Raw genomic sequence first — 18,324 nt, forward strand, 5'->3', positions numbered from 1 at the left:
ATAATAGTTTGATCACAGAATAATAGTTCTAACTGTTAGGTGTTTTATTGAAATTTTTATTTTATAGGGACAAATTCCAGCTTACTTGGGCTACTTGCTAATAAGGGTGTTCGTAAAGGTAGCGATTTTAGTTGTATCTTTAATATGCTCTCTAGGAGGAGAAAAATCAATCATCACGATAATTTTTGAAAATATTTTCATTTTCTTGTCAACCGTTTTGTTTGTTGATGTCTATTATATATGAATATTGAGTAGAATAATATGAATCAAGAAGAACGGGATATACGATTATTTGAATACTGGCAGGGAGAATTACTCTCTCCGGAGGAGGTGCGAGAAGTGGAAAGTTGGTTGGGTGAGAAGGGGGAGAATCGTCGGTATTTCGAGGATTTGCAACGAGAGTTTTTGCGTCAGCGTTGGGTGATGCGGGAAAGGTTGGTTAGCCGGAAGGGGGAACACCGTTTCCGACAGGTGGCAAGGAAAAGGGCGATGCTCCGGCGAGCCGTGGCGGTTGCTGCCTGCGTGAGTGCTTTGCTCTTGGCCGGGGGCGGATATTATTGGTGGACGGGAGAGGTGAGGAATATGCCATTGGCAGAAAGCGGGGTGATCCATCACGGTTCTTCCAAGGCACGGTTGTTTCTTTCGACGGGGGACGTGGTGGAGTTGGGAAAGGAACGGAAGTCGTTGCGGGAGCAACAGGCGGTTGCTATTGACGTGGAACAGGAAGGGATGGTGGCTTACCGGGATTCGGTGACTGCAGAAGAGACGGGGAATGTGGTGTATAACAAGCTGGTGGTGAATCGAGGGGGAGAGTACCGGATCGTGTTGGCAGACGGGTCCGAGGTGTGGGTGAATTCCGAGAGCGAGTTGGTCTATCCGGTGCGTTTTGCGGGAGAGAAGAGAGTGGTGCGGTTGAAGGGAGAGGCTTATTTCAAGGTGCAGGCAGATGCGGACCACCCGTTTATCGTGGAGGCGAACGGGGTAGAAGTGGCGGCTGTCGGTACGGAATTCAATGTAAATTCCCGGAAGGAGAAGATCGTGGAGTCCGTGCTGGTAAAGGGACGAGTGGGAGTGGGGAACGGAATTCGGCAGGTGATGTTGAAGCCGAATCAACTGGCCGTTTGTGACGTGGAAACGAGTGGGATCGTGGTGAAAGAGGTTGACATCAGGAAGTATATCGATTGGACGAACGGGGATTTTGTTTTTAGTGACGACCGCTTGGAGGACGTGATGAACAAGTTGGCTTTATGGTATGATTGTGACGTGGTTTATGCTGATGCAGAATTGAAGGAAATCCGCTTGTCCGGTGATATGAAGCGGTATGGCGAGGTGGAAGAGTTCCTGCATTTCTTGGAGATAAGCACGGGAGCGCGTTTCAGCGTGAAAAATAAAACGATTGTGGTGAGCATAAAATAAAAACGGAAAAACTGGCAGGTCTTTCCGTCTTGTAGTGAACGCCAGTTGGCTCTGGCTAATAATAATCTATTATCGACAAAGTTATGAAAAAAAGTGGAGAATGTAAAGGAAATTTACGCTCGGCTCAAAAAATCTTTAGAGTGATGAAAATGATGTGTTTTCTAATGTTCGTGTTACTGGTACAGGTTCGGGGGGACGTGATTGCCCAGAATCAGGTGGTCAGTGTGGACATGAAAAATTGTAGTGTGGAAGAATTTCTCCGGGAGATTAAGGAGCAAACGGGTATTCGTTTTATGTACAAGAGTGAGTACGTGGAGGCTATTCCTCGTTTTGATGTTCATGCTAAGGAACGGCAGGTGTTAACCTTGCTGGATGAGGTTTTCGCGGGGAAGGGAATTAAGTGTCTGTATGATAATGGCGTGATCGTGTTGACGAAGGTGCAACAACAGAAAGGGCCGGAAGAGGTGGTGATCAAGGGTGTCGTGAAGGACGAGAGGGAGCAACCGTTGCCGGGAGTGACCGTTTTGATCAAGGGAACGACGATTGGGGTGGCGACGGATTCGAAAGGGGAGTTTTCACTGACAACCGTGAAACAGGATTCCCTGACACTTCTGTTTTCGTTCATCGGGATGAAGAGCCGGGAAGTGAAGTGGACGGGGCAGAAGATGCTGCACGTGGTGTTGCAGGATGATTCCCACGATATGGAGGAAGTGGTGGTGACGGGTTACCAAACGATTAGTCGGAGGGAATCGGCAAGTGCCATTTCTACAGTAAAGGCTAAGGATATTATGGTACAGGGCGTCGGGTCGATTGACCAGATGTTGCAGGGGCGTATTCCCGGTATGATGGTGCTGAACACTTCCGGGGAACCGAGTGCGACCCCGAAGATCAGAATCCGGGGAAATGCCACGATCAATGGAAATAAGTCCCCGGTTTGGGTGGTTGACGGGGTGATTCTGGAACAGGACGTGCCGTTCACGGCCTCGGATATAAATAGCGAGGATGCCGAATATTTGATCGGTAATGCCATCGCAGGTTTGAATCCGCAGGACATCGAGACGATCACGGTGTTGAAGGATGCCTCGGCGACGGCAATCTACGGGGTGAAGGCGGCCAACGGGGTGATCGTGATCACGACGAAAAAGGGTGTGGTGGGTCGTCCGGTGATCTCGTATAACGGGAATTTGACGCTGAATACCCGGCCATCTTATAAGAATTATCACCGGATGAATTCGCGGGAACGGGTGCTTTTCTCTCGCCAGTTGGTCGAATCGAATATGAATTTCGGACGTGTACCCACGGGAGAAACGTACGAGGCAGCTTACGAGCAATTGATGAGCAAGCAAATCTCACAGGCGGAGTTCGAGCAAAAGGTGGAGACGTTGCAGAGAAGGAACACGGATTGGTTTGATTTGTTATTCCGATCGGATGTCACGCATACACACGCGTTAAATGTCAGCGGGGGGACGGAGGCCGTGAAATACTACGTGTCTGCGGGGTATTCAAATATCGAGGGGGCAGCCCGGGGTTCTGATTCGGAGAAATTCAGTGCCTTGGCGAAAGTTGACGTGGAATATAATGAATACTTGGGTTTTACGGCAAAGATTGATTATGCCACGACTTCTAACACGGGGTATTCTTCCGTGGTGAATCCGTTTGATTATGCTTATTCGACGACCCGGACCATGCCGGTTTATAACGAGGACGGTTCGTATTACATGAGTTACCGGGCTGCCGGAAGTACGGGACGGGATTATATCGGGTATAATATTCTGAAAGAGTTGAAGAACACGGGTAAGTCTTCCAAGATGGATGATTTTAACGCTTTGCTGGCTTTGAGGTTAAAGTTGTGGAAAGGGTTGAAGTACGAAGGTACCTTCTCGTGGCATACCGGGAACACGAATACGAGGGATTGGGCGACGGCACAATCGTATAAAGTGACTGAAATCCGGGGATACGAGTATGGCGCTTACACGGAGTACGACCCGGAGTTTTCCGATTCAAGGTTACCTTACGGGGGAATGTTGACGCAGGGAAGTACTCGCAAAAGCGGTTACACGTTGCGTAATATGTTGTCTTATTCGCATCTGTTTGGTGTTCACGATGTTTCGGTTTCTGCCGGGACGGAGGCTCGTCGGAACGAGTATAAAGGTGTTTCCACGACGGGGTACGGTTGGGTGCCGGAGTTCGGGGAGATGTTCAGTCCGGTGGAGACGCCGAGTTATATCAGCACGTACGGGGGAAATAAGCCGACGAATACAAATTCGTTCACGCAAGTTGCTTCATTTTTCGGAATTGCCAGTTATTGCTATGATAATCGGTACGTGTTCAATGCCAATATTCGTTCGGACGGCTCCAATAAATTTGGTAGTGACCCGAAGTACAGGTGGTTGCCGACTTATTCGTTTGCCGTGAAGTGGATCGCCTCGAATGAATCATTTTTGGAAAATGTAAAATGGATTAATAATTTGTCCTTCCGGGGTTCTTACGGTATCCAAGGGAATATTCACGAGAGCGCCACTCCTTACCTGATTGTTACGGTGGGGGATCGGGATGGCGTGACCGGGTTACCTATTTCGAAAATTTCAAAATTGCCGAATCCTGATTTGCGTTGGGAAAAGACAAAATCTTGGAATGCGGCCGTCGATTTCGCTTTGTTTGACGGACGGGTAAAGGGAGGATTTGATATTTACCGGAAGAATACTTCCGATTTGATCATGTCGAAACAAGTGGCGGCCTCCACGGGGCAAAACGTGTTGTACTATAATGCGGGAAAAATGGTAAACAAGGGTTTCGAGGGATTTGTGAACTTGGGTTTGGTGAATAACCGGGATTGGGATTGGCGTTTCGGGTTTAATTTCGGGCGTAACGTGAACGAGATCACGTTGGCGAACCGGGATGATTTGAGCGAGGCTATCGTGGTGGATCAGATGCTGGCTGGGACGTTGGCCGTGGAAGGGCAGCCTATCGGTTCCATGTATGCTTATCGTTTTGCCGGAATAAATCAGGATAACGGTTATCCTTTGTTTTACGCGAAAAACGGGCAAAAGGTGCATCGGGCGTTGCGGCAGGATTTGGAATTAGTGCATTGCGGTTCTATATTTCCGAGACTTTCCGGGGGATTCGATACGCAGGTGACTTTCAAGAAAGTACTTTCTTTATCCTTGAATTTTGCTTACAGTACGGGTAGTGTTTCCCGTCTTCCGAAATTTTACGATTCTTCCACGGTCGATCCTTTGACGAATCTTTCGGACGAGTGGTTGAAGTGTTGGAAACAGGTGGGGGATAACACGATTTATCCGGCTCCTTATAACTCAACGGATATGAAAAATTACTTGGCCACGGAAGCTGGCAGCGTGTATGATATTTCAGAGGGGATTTCCGGAAATTCAGATCCTTACAATTTGTATAATGACAGCGACATTCGGGTGGCGAAGGCCGATTTTCTGAAATTGAAAATGGTGGCGCTGAGTTATAGCGTGCCGCAGAACGTGTTGGATTTCCTGCATGTGTCCAGTATGCTGGTACGGTTCCAAGTGACGAATTTGTTCACGATTGCCGATAAGAAATGGAAAGGTCTGGACCCGGAAACGAACGGTGCGAATATCCCGGCCCTTCCGACGTATAGTTTTGGGATAAATGTGTCTTTCTAAAAATAGGTCGTTATGAAAAAAGTAAATATATATATTCTAATCTTGTTCTTGCCGTGGTTTTTGTCGGCTTGTGATGATTATTTGAAGGAAGATTCTGATGATTTGTTAATTCCTTCACTGGTGAATGATTATGTCCCGATATTATTGGGAGAGGGTTATCCGGATAAGTTTGCGTCCCAGATCGAATGGATTCATCTGATGACGGATGACGTGGAGATGGGCCCGTTGTATTATGACGAGTCGATGTATAACAATAGTAAGGTGACGTTTATTGACGATTTCGATCCCGGCATGGGTTACGGGGAGATGGTGTACACGTGGTGGGCGGATTATTCCCAGTATATCACGGATAATTTCTGGGATGCCCGTTACAAGAATATTCTGGCGTGTAATATTATCGTTGATGCCTTGCCGGACATGAAGTACGAGGCGAGTGAATACGGGACGTATTGCAAGCTGGCGGCACAGACGTATGCTTTACGGGCTTATCATTATTTTTGTCTCGTAAACACGTATGGTACACCTTGGTCGGAAGAGAACAAGAATAAGTTGGGTGTGATCAAACGTACGTCCCCGGTCGTGGATGTCAGCCCGACGGAACGGGCTACGGTGGGAGAGATTTACGCACTGATGAATGAGGATTTGAAGAATGCGGAGAAATACTTGGAGAATGCGAGTACGAATTATACGAAATGGGAGATCACGCCCGCGGCTATTTATTTTCTGGCATCCCGGGTGGCCTTGTTCCAAGAGGATTGGGATGAGGTGATTCGTACTTCGGAAGAGTTTATCAATCTAGGTGGCAATGAACTCTATGATTTGAATGATGTTGATCGGGAGACTTGCGGGTTACCGGGATCTTCCGGCGGAACGTTCTGGATTAACCAGATTGCGATTGACGAGACTGTATTTCTTTTCAGTAAGAATGATAATAAGTTTAATTATCTGGCTCCTAATCTATTTTACACGAATTACACGCTGGGGTTCCATACGTCATGGACGGGAGACGATGCGTTATTGAATTTGTACGAGGATGGGGATTTGCGTAAAGAAGTTTATTTTGCCCGGTTGTTTAAATTGGGTGGAACTAGGTTAAGACCGGAGTATTTTTCGGGACAGGCTCTTCCGATGAAGTCGGATCGTTATTTGTCAACGAGTGAAGGAGAGGCCCGTGAATGTTGGCGAAGTCCGGAGGTATATCTGAATCTGGCCGAGGCGTATGCCCGGCAGGAGACCGGGGTGAGCCAGACGGCGATTGGTTGGTTGAACCAGTTGCGGGTAAAGAAGATTTCCCGGGATACTTATCAGGCAAAGAATGTTTCGGATTTTGCTTCTCGGGAAGATTTGATTCAATTTATCTGGGAGGAACGCCGTCGGGAACTTTGTTTCGAGGAGGCCATGCGTTTTTGGGATATGCGTCGGCAGGGAATGCCTGAGGTGAAGCATGAATTCTATTCTTCGATGACTTCATCAAAGACATTTGTACTGAAACAGGGAAGCCCGAATTATTTATTACCGATCCCGCTTTCCGAAACGGAATACAATGACGGAATGACGAATAATTCCAGAGAAACAATTGTTGGAAATTAATAATGATAGATAGAGATGAAAACGATGAAAATGGCGATATATATCATGTTGGCTTTATTCCTGTCGGGAATGGCCTCATGTGGATCGGAAGATTCAATAAACCCGATACCGGAATTGGGGAATCCTCCTTTTGATTTACCTCGTGGGGAGGAGGGATCGTTGGAAGAGTTGATTTATTCCGTGTACGAGAAGTACGGTTCGTTCGTGCTGTACGATTTTGATCAGACGGAGTTTTATACCACTTGGAACGGGCGGACGGTTTACTGGTACGCTCCCGTGAAGAGCGGGAATAAGGATCGTGCGGCTCAAATGGTGACGTTTATGCTGGAGAAAGTGTTTGCCGGTTATCCGGAGGCATTTATTGCTAAGTTTTTGCCGAAGAAGATTTATCTGGTAGATTCTATTTGTAATACGTCTTCTTATAATAAATCGAATCTGGTAAACACGTTAGTGACAAATAATCATGGTTTGGCGGTTTCGAATGTCGGAGTGAAGATGGAAGCTTTCACGGATAGTGATTGGAATTCCATGAATTCGGAAATCGTGACGGCAATTATGAATAATATATATAACACGATGGAGGTTCCGGATGAGTTCTTTGCTTTGGTGACGTATCAGTTTATTTATATGTTTGATGAAGAGGAGGATGCAGATCCGGAAGGAGAGTTTGATGCTTATCATTACGTGTTGTACACGAATGGTTTGGTTGGATCGGATGCTTTCCTTGAATATGGTTATTTTATGCCGCATAAGGATGGGAAGGATTTGGGAGATTATCTTTCTTTCTTGATGTCTACCCCGAAGAGCGAGATGGATCGTATTTTTGCTCGTTTCGATATTGTGAAACAGAGAGCATTCCTGATCGCTGATTTTATGGTTAAAGAGATGGAGATGGACCCGGTTGCCTTGCAGAATTCGTTCTGCCCAAATGATCCGCTCCCCGTTGGTTATTTTGATAAAGAGTAAAATAGATGATGACGAGAGGATTTTTAAGTTTGATGATGTGTTGTCTCCTTTGTGGGACAGCTTATTCTCAAATCACGTATGATATTACGGGTGTTTGGGAAAACGGTGCAGGCAGGACGATTAGCGTGCGGACGTTGGAAGATGGTAATGTCGAGGGCGAGTTCTTGGATTCGGTGGTCGTGGCTGACGACGGGACGTTTGCTTTACGCGGGGAAGTCAACAAGAAAAAATGTGCGATGTTGATGAGTGCGAAGAATGGGTTCCGGACAATCTTTCTGGACGGGAAACCCTTGCGGCTGACGATTAAGGAGTCCGAGTATTCATACAAGAATCCGTCCGGGCCTTACGTGTTGGAGAATGAAACAAGGGATCAGGCCGCAGCGCAAGCGATGATCCAGTTTTGGGGTGATGATTATATCCGTAATTTTTCTTTGGGAGGGTTGGGGCTTTCGTTGAAGAGAGCCGATACTCGGCAAAAACGGGATTCTATAGCCCAAGAAATAGAACGAGTTACGAAAGAGCAACGGGATCAGATGGAGACCTTTTTGAAATCGTACAGTGATAGTGATGTAGCTCCGTTTTTTATCGAGGTGAATATGTTGAGGATGATGTCTTTGGAGCAAATCGCCGCATTTTACGATCGTTTTACGGATCGGGTGAAACAGACGGAGAAGGGGAAAGAGATGGGAGAGCGTATTGCCCAATTGAAACGGTTGGCTCCCGGTAGCCCGGCTCCCGAGTTCGAATTGACTACCCCTGATGGGAAAAAGCTCGCGTTGAAGGATTTGCGGGGGCATATCGTGTTGATTGATTTTTGGGCTTCGTGGTGTGGACCTTGCATGGATGAGATGCCTAACGTGAAAGCTATCTACGAGAAATATCATGACCGGGGCTTGGAGATCGTGGGGGTATCAATGGATAATAATAAGGCCAACTGGGAGAGAGCGATTGAAAGAGCCGGTTTGGTATGGCATCATGTTTCTTCTTTGAAGGGGATGAATCGTTGTCCGGTGGCTAAATTGTATCAGGTGGTGGCGATCCCGAAATTGTATATTATCGGTAAAGACGGGAAGATTATTGCCAAAGACCTGCGGGGAGAAGAGCTGAGGGAAAAGATAGACGAGTTGTTTGAAGAATAATATAATAAAGTAAAATAGGATGAAAATGTTGACGAGAGGGATATTCATGCTGGCGTGTTGCACGTTGGTGTTGTCGTGTTCGAAGGGTGTTTCTTACCGGATCGCGGGGACTTGGGAAAACGGGGAAGGGAAGAAGATTTATTTGAGTGAGATTGTTGGGAATAAAGAGTTTCGGGCGGTAGATTCTGCCGTGGTGGCCCCGGATTTCACGTTCTTGTTGAAAGGAAACGTGGATCGGGTGCAAAAGATGGTATTAGTTTATAATACAGACAAGAGGAAGGAGATTATCGTGGATGGAGAGCCGATGAATGTCATGTTTGAGGAGACTACGAAAGAGTGGAAAGGAAAGCCCACGACTTCGGTGACGGTGACTTGCACGGGAAATAAGGAACAGGAGATCTTGGAAAAAGGGAGTACTTTGAAAACAACGATTTCCTTTATGCAGTTGGGGAAGATGATGGCAGCCAGTCAAGCTGACTATAGCGACCCGGTGGCCGTGGATTCGTTGAAACGAGTGTTTGCCCTTCTGGATAGTTCTTTGATGGCCGCCGTGAATAATTACATGGACTCGGCTCGTAATTCTTATGCCTCGACTTATTTTTTCGAGAGTCATTTGATGGATAACTACACATTTGAAGAAGTTCAAGGTTTCTACAATAAGTTGACCGACCGGGTGAAACAATCTGTACCGGGTATCGAGTTGAAAAAGAAAATAGACGAGATGGGTATGGTGAGCGTTGGGGGTGTTGCTCCCAACTTTAAAGCGACAACTCCCAGTGGCCGGGAGTTGTCCTTGTATGATTTGCGGGGCCGTGTCGTGTTACTGGATTTCTGGGCCTCGTGGTGCGGGCCGTGTATGGCGGAGATGCCTAACGTGAAGGAGATTTACAAGAAATATCACGATCAGGGATTGGAGATTCTCGGTGTCTCGCTGGATTCGAAGAAAGAACCGTGGGTGAATGCCATCGAGAAAAACGAGTTGAACTGGCACCACGTTTCGACGTTGAACAAGTTCGATTGCCCGATAGCCCAGCGTTTCCGGGTAACCGGAATTCCACGGATGTATATTATTGATAAGGACGGGAAGATTATTGCACAGGATTTACGGGGAGAGGCTCTGTCCGAAAAGATGGATGAGCTTTTTGCCCGATAGAAAGTCTCGTTTAGATAATTGTTGTGGATGTGACATTTTAGGTGTCGAACATGGTACTCGGTGGGGTACCATGTTTTGTTTATTATACTTGCATTATTATCTTATAATAATTATACTTGCGTAATAGAAAATGACGAGTCGTGGGTAAATGTATTTAGTGAATGATTGTTTTTTGCTGTTATCAAGATATTTCCTACTTTTGGGAAAATAATTAAGTAGGTTGTTATTGGTAAAAACTCCTTCATGGATGTATTAACTGGGATAAATAATAAGGACAGGCAGGTATTCAAGGCTTTTTTCGAGGGAAATTTCTCTTCCATCGTGATGTTTGCCGATAAATACCTGAATGATATGGAGGCGGCGGCTGACGTTGCCCAAGAGTGTTTTATCCGGTTGTGGCATGGAGATATGACCTTCGAGACGGAGGATAAGGTGAGGGGCTTTTTGTACACGATGGCGAGGAATTTGGCTTTGAATAAGTTGAAACACGATTCCATCGTGTCCCAGTACGTGGAACGGGGAATGTTGGAGTCGGAAGAGTACTTGCGGGATAACGTGATCGAGGAAGAGGTGTATTCGATGATTTATAAAGCGATTGACGAGCTTGCACCGCAATCGAAGAAAGTTATATTATTATCACTTCAGGAACTTTCGAACGGGGAGATTGCCGAACAATTGGGAATATCGATAAATTCCGTGCGGACGTTAAAGCAAAATGCTTACAAGAAGTTGAAAGGGCTGTTACGAGATTATTTTTATCTTCTTTTTTTGCTGAATTTTAATGGTTTACATTAATTGGCGTGATCCAAAATGTTAAAATTGTATTTTTTTTGAAAGGCGATTCATCGTTTTCATTTTTTCAGTTGTTATATAGATGTAACTAAGATGAGAATATGGATGTAATTTCACGAAATAAGAGAATTTGTCAATTGATCGCCAAGCAACTTTGGGAGAGATTGAGTGATGATGAAAAGCAAGAGTTGCAGGAGTGGATTCAAATATCCCCGGAAAATAAATCGCTTTATGATGAGCTGGTGAGACGGGAACGGGTGAAACAATACGTGGAGAAACGGGAATCTATCGATGTTCGTAAATACATGGCGATTTACGAGCGGGAGTTGGGAATAAAGAGCAAACGTAGAGTAATTAATCGGTACTGGGGGTATGCGGCAGCTATTCTCATATTATGCGTTGTGGGTGTTTGTGTTTGGATGAATAAACAGGAAGAGGTTAGAATTGGTGAAATTGCCCAAACCGTGATTGGGCCGGGGAAGGCGAAGGCTTTGTTGGTGCTGGATGATGGTCGGGAGATTGAATTGGGTAATCAAGAATCGAGTAAGGATTTGGAGGCGAGTGGAATCGTGGTTATAAGTGATTCTTCCCGTGTAAAGTATAGTCAGGAAGAGGGGGCAGAAGAGAAAGAGGTCATGAATAAAATCATTGTTCCCACGGGGGGGGAGTATAACTTGATATTGAGCGATGGCACGTGGGTATATTTGAATGCCGAGAGTGTGATTACATTTCCCAAAAAGTTTGTCGGGGAAAGACGGGAAGTTATTTTGGAAGGAGAGGCGTATTTCCATGTGACGGCTTCTAAGGAGCACCCGTTTATTGTAAAAACGAGAGATATGGATGTACTTGTGACCGGAACTGAATTTAACGTGAAGGCCTATCCCGATGAATCGAATGTGCAGACCACGTTGTTACAAGGGAAAGTGGCTGTCTTTGCGGGAGAGGATAAGAAGGAAAAGGTGGAGATTCGACCTAATCAACAAGCGGAATGGGATCGGGGGGGCGTGAAGTTGCAAGTGCGTGAGGTTGACCCGGATTTGTTCGTGGCGTGGAAGAACGGGCATTTTATTTTTCGACAGGATCGGTTGGAAGATATTATGAGGACGTTGGCCCGGTGGTATGATATGGAAGTAATTTATTTGGATGAATCAATAAAAGATATGGCTTTTGCCGGTAAGCTGGATCGTAGTGAAGATATTACACCGATATTAAACGTGTTGCGGGCTACGGATAAGTTGACGGTAGAGGTGAATGGAAAACGAATTATTCTGGGAGTGAAATAAAAACAGGTGATACTGCGAATATCACCCGTTAAGACTTTCACTTTGTGTATAAAGTGTTTTAATTAAATCTGTACTACAAAGTTATGAAAAAAAAGTGGAAAGGGTACTTTCCCCACGGGGAAATGTATGTAAAAATTTTTAGGATGATGAAATTGTGTACGTGTCTGTTATTATGTACCGTCATGTCAATATCGGCAAATGTACGGGCGCAACATGCCAGAATGAGCCTAGATTTGAAGGGCGTGACATTGGAAGAGGTGATCTGGGCATTGGAAAAAAAGAGTGATATAACATTCTTTTATAACGTTACGGACGTGACAGGGATTCATAAGATGAATGCCGTGTTTAAAGATGCTCCTTTGGAAAACATTTTGAACGAGGTGCTGAAAGGTACAGGGCTGTATTACGAGATTCAAGGAAAAGTGGTCGTGATTAAGCGGAATTTATCGTCGTTTGCTTCGGATAGTTCGAAAATAGTTACGGTGAAGGGAGTGGTAAAAGATACCCGAGGGAGTGGATTGCCGGGAGTAACCGTGGTATTGAAAGGAACGACAACAGGTGTTGCCACGGCGAATAATGGTGATTTCACGATGACACTTCCTCGACGGGATTCGATGGTGCTGGTATTTTCGTTCGTGGGAATGAGGACAAAGGAGGTAATGTGGAAGGGAGAGAAGGCGTTGAGCGTGGTGATGGAAGAAGAGGTGAACGAAATGGATGAGGTGGTGATTACCGGTTACCAAGTGATTGACCGTCGGAAGTCCACGAGTGCTATTAACTCGGTGAAAATGGAAGATATTATGATTCCCGGTGTAACGACAATAGACAAGATGCTGGAAGGTCAGATTCCTGATTTGATGGTGATGACAAATTCCGGAGAATCGGGAGTAGCTCCTAGAATCCGAATTAGGGGTACTTCAACGTTGATTGGTAACCGGGAACCGTTGTGGGTGGTTGACGGGGTGATTGTTCAAGATCCCGTGCAGATTTCTCCCGATGAGTTGAATGATCCGGATTATATAAATCGTATCGGTAATGCTATTTCCGGGTTGAATCCGCAGGATATTGAACGTATCGACGTGTTGAAGGATGCTTCTGCCACGGCTCTTTATGGTACGAAGGCAGCTAATGGTGTAATCGTGATTACCACGAAACGGGGACACGTCGGGGAACCGCAAATTTCTTATCGTGGAACAGCCACGTTGAAGCTAAGGCCTCGTTATTCGGATCGAAATATAGATTTGATGAGTGCCAAGGAACGATTGGGTGTTTCCAGAGAGTTGGCGGAAGCGGGGTACCAGTATTCCTCGAATGTGACATGGGTAGGATATGAAAAGTTATTACGAGATTTGTATAATCGAACGATTACCTACAAGGAGTTCGAAAATCAGGTCGCTTATCTTGGAAAAACAAACACGGATTGGTTTAAGTTATTAACACGGGATGCCTTATCTTCTTCTCACACGTTGAGCGTGACGGGAGGTACAGAGAAAATCCGCTATTATTCATCGGTTGGAGTGAATATTGAGGAGGACGTGGTGAAACCGAATCTGGACAGACGATACACGGGTACTTTGAATTTGGATATGAATTTCACGTCTTGGTTGGCAGCCTCGTTTAATATGAATGCTAATACTTCGAAACGGAAATATTATCAGAGTGAGATTGCACCAATTGATTACGCATATAATACCAGTCGTGCTATTCCTGCTTACACGGAAGATGGAGAGTATAGTTTCTATCAGATACCGGGAGGATCATTCTATTATTATGATTATAATGTATTGAACGAGTTGGAGAATAGTAGTAAAAAACAAGAGAGTTCTGCCGTGACATTCCGTGCGAATCTGGATATAAAACCTTGGGAGTGGTTAAAAATAGGAACAATCTTGTCCTATTCTGTTACGAATACAGATATAGAGGGATACTGGGGACCGAAAAGTTTTTATGCCGCAAAAATCCGGAAAAGTAATTACGGGGATAAGCTGGAAGAGAGTTCGCTCATGCCGAAGGGGGGGGAGTTGACCGTGCAAAATGTCAGGAACAAGGCATATATGTTTCGTTTGCAGGCTGACTTGAATCGGTATTGGGGTGCAAACCAGCAACATAATATAAATGCCTCTGCCGGAATGGAGGTAAATTCTACAAAATATGATGCCTATCAGAATGTTACTCGGGGATATGATCCGGAACGGGGAAAACAGTTTGTCACGGTAGCTCCGGGAACTTACCCGTCGTATGATGAATGGGCTGCGACGAATGTGCCGCAAATAACGGATAACTTGAGTAATATGTTGTCGTGGTATGGCAGTGTGTCATACAGTTACGGGGATTTATTCACGGTGAATGCCAATATGCGTTATGACGGTTCGAATCAATTCGGGGAAAGAAGTAATGATAAGATTTTACCGATTTGGTCAGCCTCGTTTACTTATAATATTGCGGAACATTTCACGGGTGATGGGGATTGGTTCGATGATTTGCGTTTGAAGATGTCTTACGGGTATCAAGGAAATATGCTGGACAATCAGTCTCCGGTGATGGTTATTAGCAAAAAACCGGAAGATGATCATTACGGGGAGTATGTATCGACCATAAGTATTTACCCGAATCCAGCATTGAAATGGGAGAAAACGGGATCATTGAATCTTGGTGTGGAATTTTCTATGTTTAAACGTCGTTTGATGGTGAGCGCCGCTTATTATCGGAAAAAGACCACTGATGCTTATATGGAAAAGGAAATATCCGAGGTGAATGGAATGGCCTCGTACGTGGTGAACGGGGGTGAGGTGGTGAATAGTGGGTACGATGTTTCATTCACGGTAAGTCCGATAAAGACAGAGGATTTACGCTGGTACATTTCTACTTCATTTTCCCATGCGAATAATGAGGTAAGTACTCTTCCTTCAGCCGATCAGTTTGAACGTTCAAACTTTCTGAACGGGACAGCCGTGGTGAAAGGAAAGGCCGTGAGTTCATTCTATTCTTATAAGTTTATCGGGTTAGACCCGGAAAATGGACTTCCCTTGTTTGATGATATGGAAGATGAAAAAGAAAAACTTTACGGGGCGACAAAATACGAGACATTCACGCAGGTGTTGGAGGAGTCCGGACGAAGGGAACCGACGGTATTCGGAGGATTGAATACGACGGTGAATTATAAACGTTGGCGATTGAACGCGGCATTTACTTACAGTTTGGGGGCTAAAACACGATTGTTCAAGTTGTACTCGGATAATTCAGCCCGGATTCGTCCGGAGAGTAATTTGAATAAAGTTTTTTTGAAACGTTGGCAACATGCGGGTGATGAGGATTACACGGATATTCCGGCTTTTATTGCGGATGGAAGTTCGTCAGCTAATTTATATCACTGGTCGGGTTATACTTCCGGGCAAGTGCCGGAGATTGCGAGTACACGGTGGGAGATGTATAACTATAGTAATGCCCGGGTGGTTCGTGCCGATTATTTGAAGTGTACGAATTTAGGATTGACTTACTCGTTTGATGCAGCACGTTGGGGAATTTCTTTGTTGGAAGTTTCAGCCTCTGTTAGTAATCCGTTTATCTGGACTTCAAGTAAACTGAAAGGTCAGACACCGGTGCAGAGTGGCTTTACCGAGGTCCAGTTATCTGAGCGACCGACTTTTACTTTTGGATTAAACGTGACATTTTAAATTTGTAGGAAATGAGTAGAGTTGTATTTTCTTTTCTTGCTTTAGTCGTGTTTCTGACAACAGGATGTGATCGTCAAATGAAATATACGATTTCAGGAACTTGGAAAGGGGCTGACGGACAGGTCGTGCGCCTTTTAGAGGGTTGGGGTGAGAATCAGGATAAAGTGATTGATTCAGTTATCGTGAAAGATGGGCGATTTCATCTGGAGAAACCGATCAATCAAGTTGGGCGGGGAATGTTGGAATTTGGGACGTATTTTAGGCCTGTTTTATTGGATGGAGAACCCGTTGAAATTGAAGTGGAAGGTTTTCAAGGGGATACCACGGTGAAAAATTCATTCGTGTTACAGGGTAGTCCCGAACAAACGGTAATGGATAAAGTGCAAGGAATCCAAATGTTACGCGTGTTCGCCATGGCGTTCGGTGATAGCGGTGAGGGACCGGATGCTTTGATCGAGTCATATATTGACTCGAATTTGAACCGGAAAGCGATTGCTTATTTTATGGAGGATTTGCTCGCGTCAAAGTATTCTTTACCGGCGATCGAGAAGAATTATGAACGATTGACTCCTGACGTGAAAACTTCTTTCCCCGGAAAATCATTGAAGGCTAGTATTGATGATATGAAGCCGACGAGTTTGGGTGGAATTGCACCGGATATTGATTTGCCGGACGTGGATGGAAATCACTTGACCCTGTATTCTTTGCGGGGAAAGTATGTGTTAGTGGACTTTTGGGCTTCTTGGTGCGGTCCTTGTCGGAAAGAGATCCCGAATTTGAAAATGATCTATGAAAAATATAAGGATCGAGGATTCGAGATTTACAGTGTTTCTCTGGATGATAAGCGGGAAGCTTGGATTACGGCGATTGCTGAATTGGATTTGCCGTGGGTTCATGTGTCTTCGTTGAAAGGATGGGATTGTCCTGTGGCAAAACGTTATCATGTAACCGGTATCCCGAAGATGTTTTTATTGGATCCGGAGGGAAAAATTGTTGCCGTAGATTTGCGTGGTGAAGATTTGGAGAAGAAGGTGGATTCTTTTTTTAATAATATGTAATACAATCAATATGAAAAAATTATATATAATTATTTGTGTCTTTGCGCTATTCGGATGTTCGGGATTTCTCGAAGAGTATTCGCAGGATAAGGCTTATATCCGGAGTTATGAGGATCTGGATGAATTGTTATTGGGGAATGCTTATTTCGAGAGGTATCAGACGAGTAATAGTTGGCAGTTTTCCGGAATATCCGGGGAGCTTTATTATCCGTGGATTCACGTGATGGCTGACGAATTGTGTCAACAGACGGGAGGAGATTCGTGGGTTACCGCTAGTGCTTGTGGAACCATTTATGGATATTACACTTGGCAGTACCGTGTTTATGAGGACGTGGAGGGGAAACAAGTATGGGATGACGGGGCGGATTTCAGACATCTGTACTCCCATATCAATGCTTGTAATATGATTTTGGAGGAGACGAAAGCATTTGAGGAGATGACGGAAGAGGAAGATGTGCAGAACGTGAACCGGATTAAGGGAGAATGTTATTTTTTACGGGGAAGCTATTATTTCTTGCTGGTTAATTTTTACGGGAAACCCTACGTGGCGTCAACGGCCGAGAGTGATCCGGCAGTCCCGATCAAGACATCAAATTACGTGGAAGATAAATATTACAGTCGAAATTCCGTGGCGGAAGTGTATGAACAGATTGTGGCGGATTTACTCGATGCGGAGAAGTTTCTGAAAGATGTTCCGAAGAAATCCGTGTGGAGGGCGGATATAAATGCCGTGAGATTGATGTTAAGCCGGGTGTATTTGTATATGTGTTTATATGACGAGGCGGAGAAATATGCCGCTTTGGTAACGGAAAACGGGCCTCGGCTGGAAGACTTGAATAGTTTTTCCGGGGAAGAGTTTTTGAATACGAATTTATCGGAATTGATTTTTTCAACCGGGGCGTCTTCATTACCCGGAAACGTGACGTTTTATTCTCGTAATGATGGGATGGAAACGGGGTTTGTCAGCGGTAATGATGTGCGAATTTCTAACGAGTTGTACGAGGCATATAATCCTCAAAATCCAATAGATTTGCGTTTGGAATATTTTGTTCCGGACTATGATGGGTCTATTCGTTATCGGAAATTGCAAGGAGAGACTTTTCAGACACCGGATTTGTCAGATGTTTTCCTGATGCGGACGGCAGAGGCGTGGTTGAATTTGGCTGAAGCGGCGGCTTGTGCCGATGATGAACCGACGGCAAGGAAAGCTTTAAATACTTTGCGAGAGAAAAGAATTAAGCGGGAGGCTTTTGATGAATCGGAAGTAAACAGTCTTGCAGGAGAGAGCCTCGTGCAGTTTATCCGGGAGGAACGGAGACGTGAACTTTGCTTGGAAGGACATCGTTGGTTTGATTTAAGGCGTTACCGGGTGGCAGAAAAGTATCCGCAGGAAGTGACGGTGGAGCATGTTTATGTCAACAAGGCGTATAATAGCTCGACTTACGAATATGAAACGTTATGGACTCGGAAATTTGTGTTGACGACGGATGATCCCGCTTGGGTGATGCCTTTGCCTAAAGCGGAGATTGATAAGAATACGGGAATGCTTGATAATCCTCGGAACGAGAGAAGATATGAAGATGTAAACAATTAATGATGA

At 45.1% G+C, this 18,324-nt stretch carries 11 protein-coding genes; all 11 read left to right on the plus strand.

What is annotated here, in order from left to right:
* Positions 1 to 261: 261 nt before the first annotated feature.
* Positions 262 to 1,416, plus strand: a complete 1,155-nt coding sequence (locus QVC79_RS07300; RefSeq protein ID WP_270592232.1) for a FecR domain-containing protein — start codon at positions 262 to 264, stop codon at positions 1,414 to 1,416.
* A gap of 143 nt (positions 1,417 to 1,559) precedes the next feature.
* The gene (locus QVC79_RS07305) at positions 1,560 to 5,069 is read left to right on the plus strand and encodes a SusC/RagA family TonB-linked outer membrane protein (protein WP_270592233.1); all 3,510 of its coding nucleotides are present in this window, start codon (positions 1,560 to 1,562) and stop codon (positions 5,067 to 5,069) included.
* Between the two features lie 12 nt (positions 5,070 to 5,081).
* On the plus strand, positions 5,082 to 6,659 hold the full coding sequence (locus QVC79_RS07310; protein ID WP_270592235.1) for a RagB/SusD family nutrient uptake outer membrane protein: 1,578 nt from the start codon (positions 5,082 to 5,084) through the stop codon (positions 6,657 to 6,659).
* A gap of 15 nt (positions 6,660 to 6,674) precedes the next feature.
* On the plus strand, positions 6,675 to 7,625 hold the full coding sequence (locus QVC79_RS07315; protein ID WP_270592236.1) for a hypothetical protein: 951 nt from the start codon (positions 6,675 to 6,677) through the stop codon (positions 7,623 to 7,625).
* 5 nt (positions 7,626 to 7,630) lie between these two features.
* A complete protein-coding gene (locus tag QVC79_RS07320) occupies positions 7,631 to 8,764 on the plus strand; it encodes a TlpA family protein disulfide reductase (protein ID WP_270592237.1) in 1,134 nt (377 codons plus the stop codon).
* 19 nt (positions 8,765 to 8,783) lie between these two features.
* Positions 8,784 to 9,917, plus strand: coding sequence for a peroxiredoxin family protein (locus tag QVC79_RS07325; RefSeq protein WP_270592242.1), 1,134 nt, complete (start codon positions 8,784 to 8,786; stop codon positions 9,915 to 9,917).
* A gap of 243 nt (positions 9,918 to 10,160) precedes the next feature.
* Positions 10,161 to 10,712 (plus strand): sigma-70 family RNA polymerase sigma factor, encoded by a 552-nt coding sequence (locus tag QVC79_RS07330; protein WP_270592245.1) that lies wholly within the window; start codon positions 10,161 to 10,163, stop codon positions 10,710 to 10,712.
* Between the two features lie 98 nt (positions 10,713 to 10,810).
* A complete protein-coding gene (locus QVC79_RS07335; protein ID WP_270592247.1) occupies positions 10,811 to 11,992 on the plus strand; it encodes a FecR family protein in 1,182 nt (393 codons plus the stop codon).
* A gap of 143 nt (positions 11,993 to 12,135) precedes the next feature.
* Positions 12,136 to 15,666: a SusC/RagA family TonB-linked outer membrane protein gene (locus QVC79_RS07340; RefSeq protein WP_270592249.1), complete on the plus strand. Its 3,531-nt coding sequence runs from the start codon at positions 12,136 to 12,138 to the stop codon at positions 15,664 to 15,666.
* 11 nt (positions 15,667 to 15,677) lie between these two features.
* On the plus strand, positions 15,678 to 16,724 hold the full coding sequence (locus QVC79_RS07345; RefSeq protein WP_270592251.1) for a TlpA disulfide reductase family protein: 1,047 nt from the start codon (positions 15,678 to 15,680) through the stop codon (positions 16,722 to 16,724).
* A gap of 10 nt (positions 16,725 to 16,734) precedes the next feature.
* A complete protein-coding gene (locus QVC79_RS07350) occupies positions 16,735 to 18,318 on the plus strand; it encodes a RagB/SusD family nutrient uptake outer membrane protein (RefSeq protein ID WP_270592253.1) in 1,584 nt (527 codons plus the stop codon).
* The last annotated feature ends 6 nt before the right edge of the window (positions 18,319 to 18,324 follow it).

It is taken from the genome of Butyricimonas sp. (assembly GCF_019423355.1).
GTDB classification, from domain to species: Bacteria; Bacteroidota; Bacteroidia; order Bacteroidales; family Marinifilaceae; genus Butyricimonas; species Butyricimonas faecihominis.

Excerpts from the sequence above, each read along its gene's own strand:
- QVC79_RS07315 (WP_270592236.1), top strand. The coding sequence starts at position 6,675 with ATGAAAACGATGAAAATGGCGATATATATCATGTTGGCTTTATTCCTG.
- QVC79_RS07305 (WP_270592233.1), top strand. The coding sequence starts at position 1,560 with ATGAAAATGATGTGTTTTCTAATGTTCGTGTTACTGGTACAGGTTCGG.
- QVC79_RS07330 (WP_270592245.1), top strand. The coding sequence starts at position 10,161 with ATGGATGTATTAACTGGGATAAATAATAAGGACAGGCAGGTATTCAAG.
- QVC79_RS07320 (WP_270592237.1), top strand. The coding sequence starts at position 7,631 with ATGATGACGAGAGGATTTTTAAGTTTGATGATGTGTTGTCTCCTTTGT.
- QVC79_RS07340 (WP_270592249.1), top strand. The coding sequence starts at position 12,136 with ATGATGAAATTGTGTACGTGTCTGTTATTATGTACCGTCATGTCAATA.
- QVC79_RS07325 (WP_270592242.1), top strand. The coding sequence starts at position 8,784 with ATGAAAATGTTGACGAGAGGGATATTCATGCTGGCGTGTTGCACGTTG.
- QVC79_RS07345 (WP_270592251.1), top strand. The coding sequence starts at position 15,678 with ATGAGTAGAGTTGTATTTTCTTTTCTTGCTTTAGTCGTGTTTCTGACA.
- QVC79_RS07310 (WP_270592235.1), top strand. The coding sequence starts at position 5,082 with ATGAAAAAAGTAAATATATATATTCTAATCTTGTTCTTGCCGTGGTTT.
- QVC79_RS07335 (WP_270592247.1), top strand. The coding sequence starts at position 10,811 with ATGGATGTAATTTCACGAAATAAGAGAATTTGTCAATTGATCGCCAAG.
- QVC79_RS07350 (WP_270592253.1), top strand. The coding sequence starts at position 16,735 with ATGAAAAAATTATATATAATTATTTGTGTCTTTGCGCTATTCGGATGT.
- QVC79_RS07300 (WP_270592232.1), top strand. The coding sequence starts at position 262 with ATGAATCAAGAAGAACGGGATATACGATTATTTGAATACTGGCAGGGA.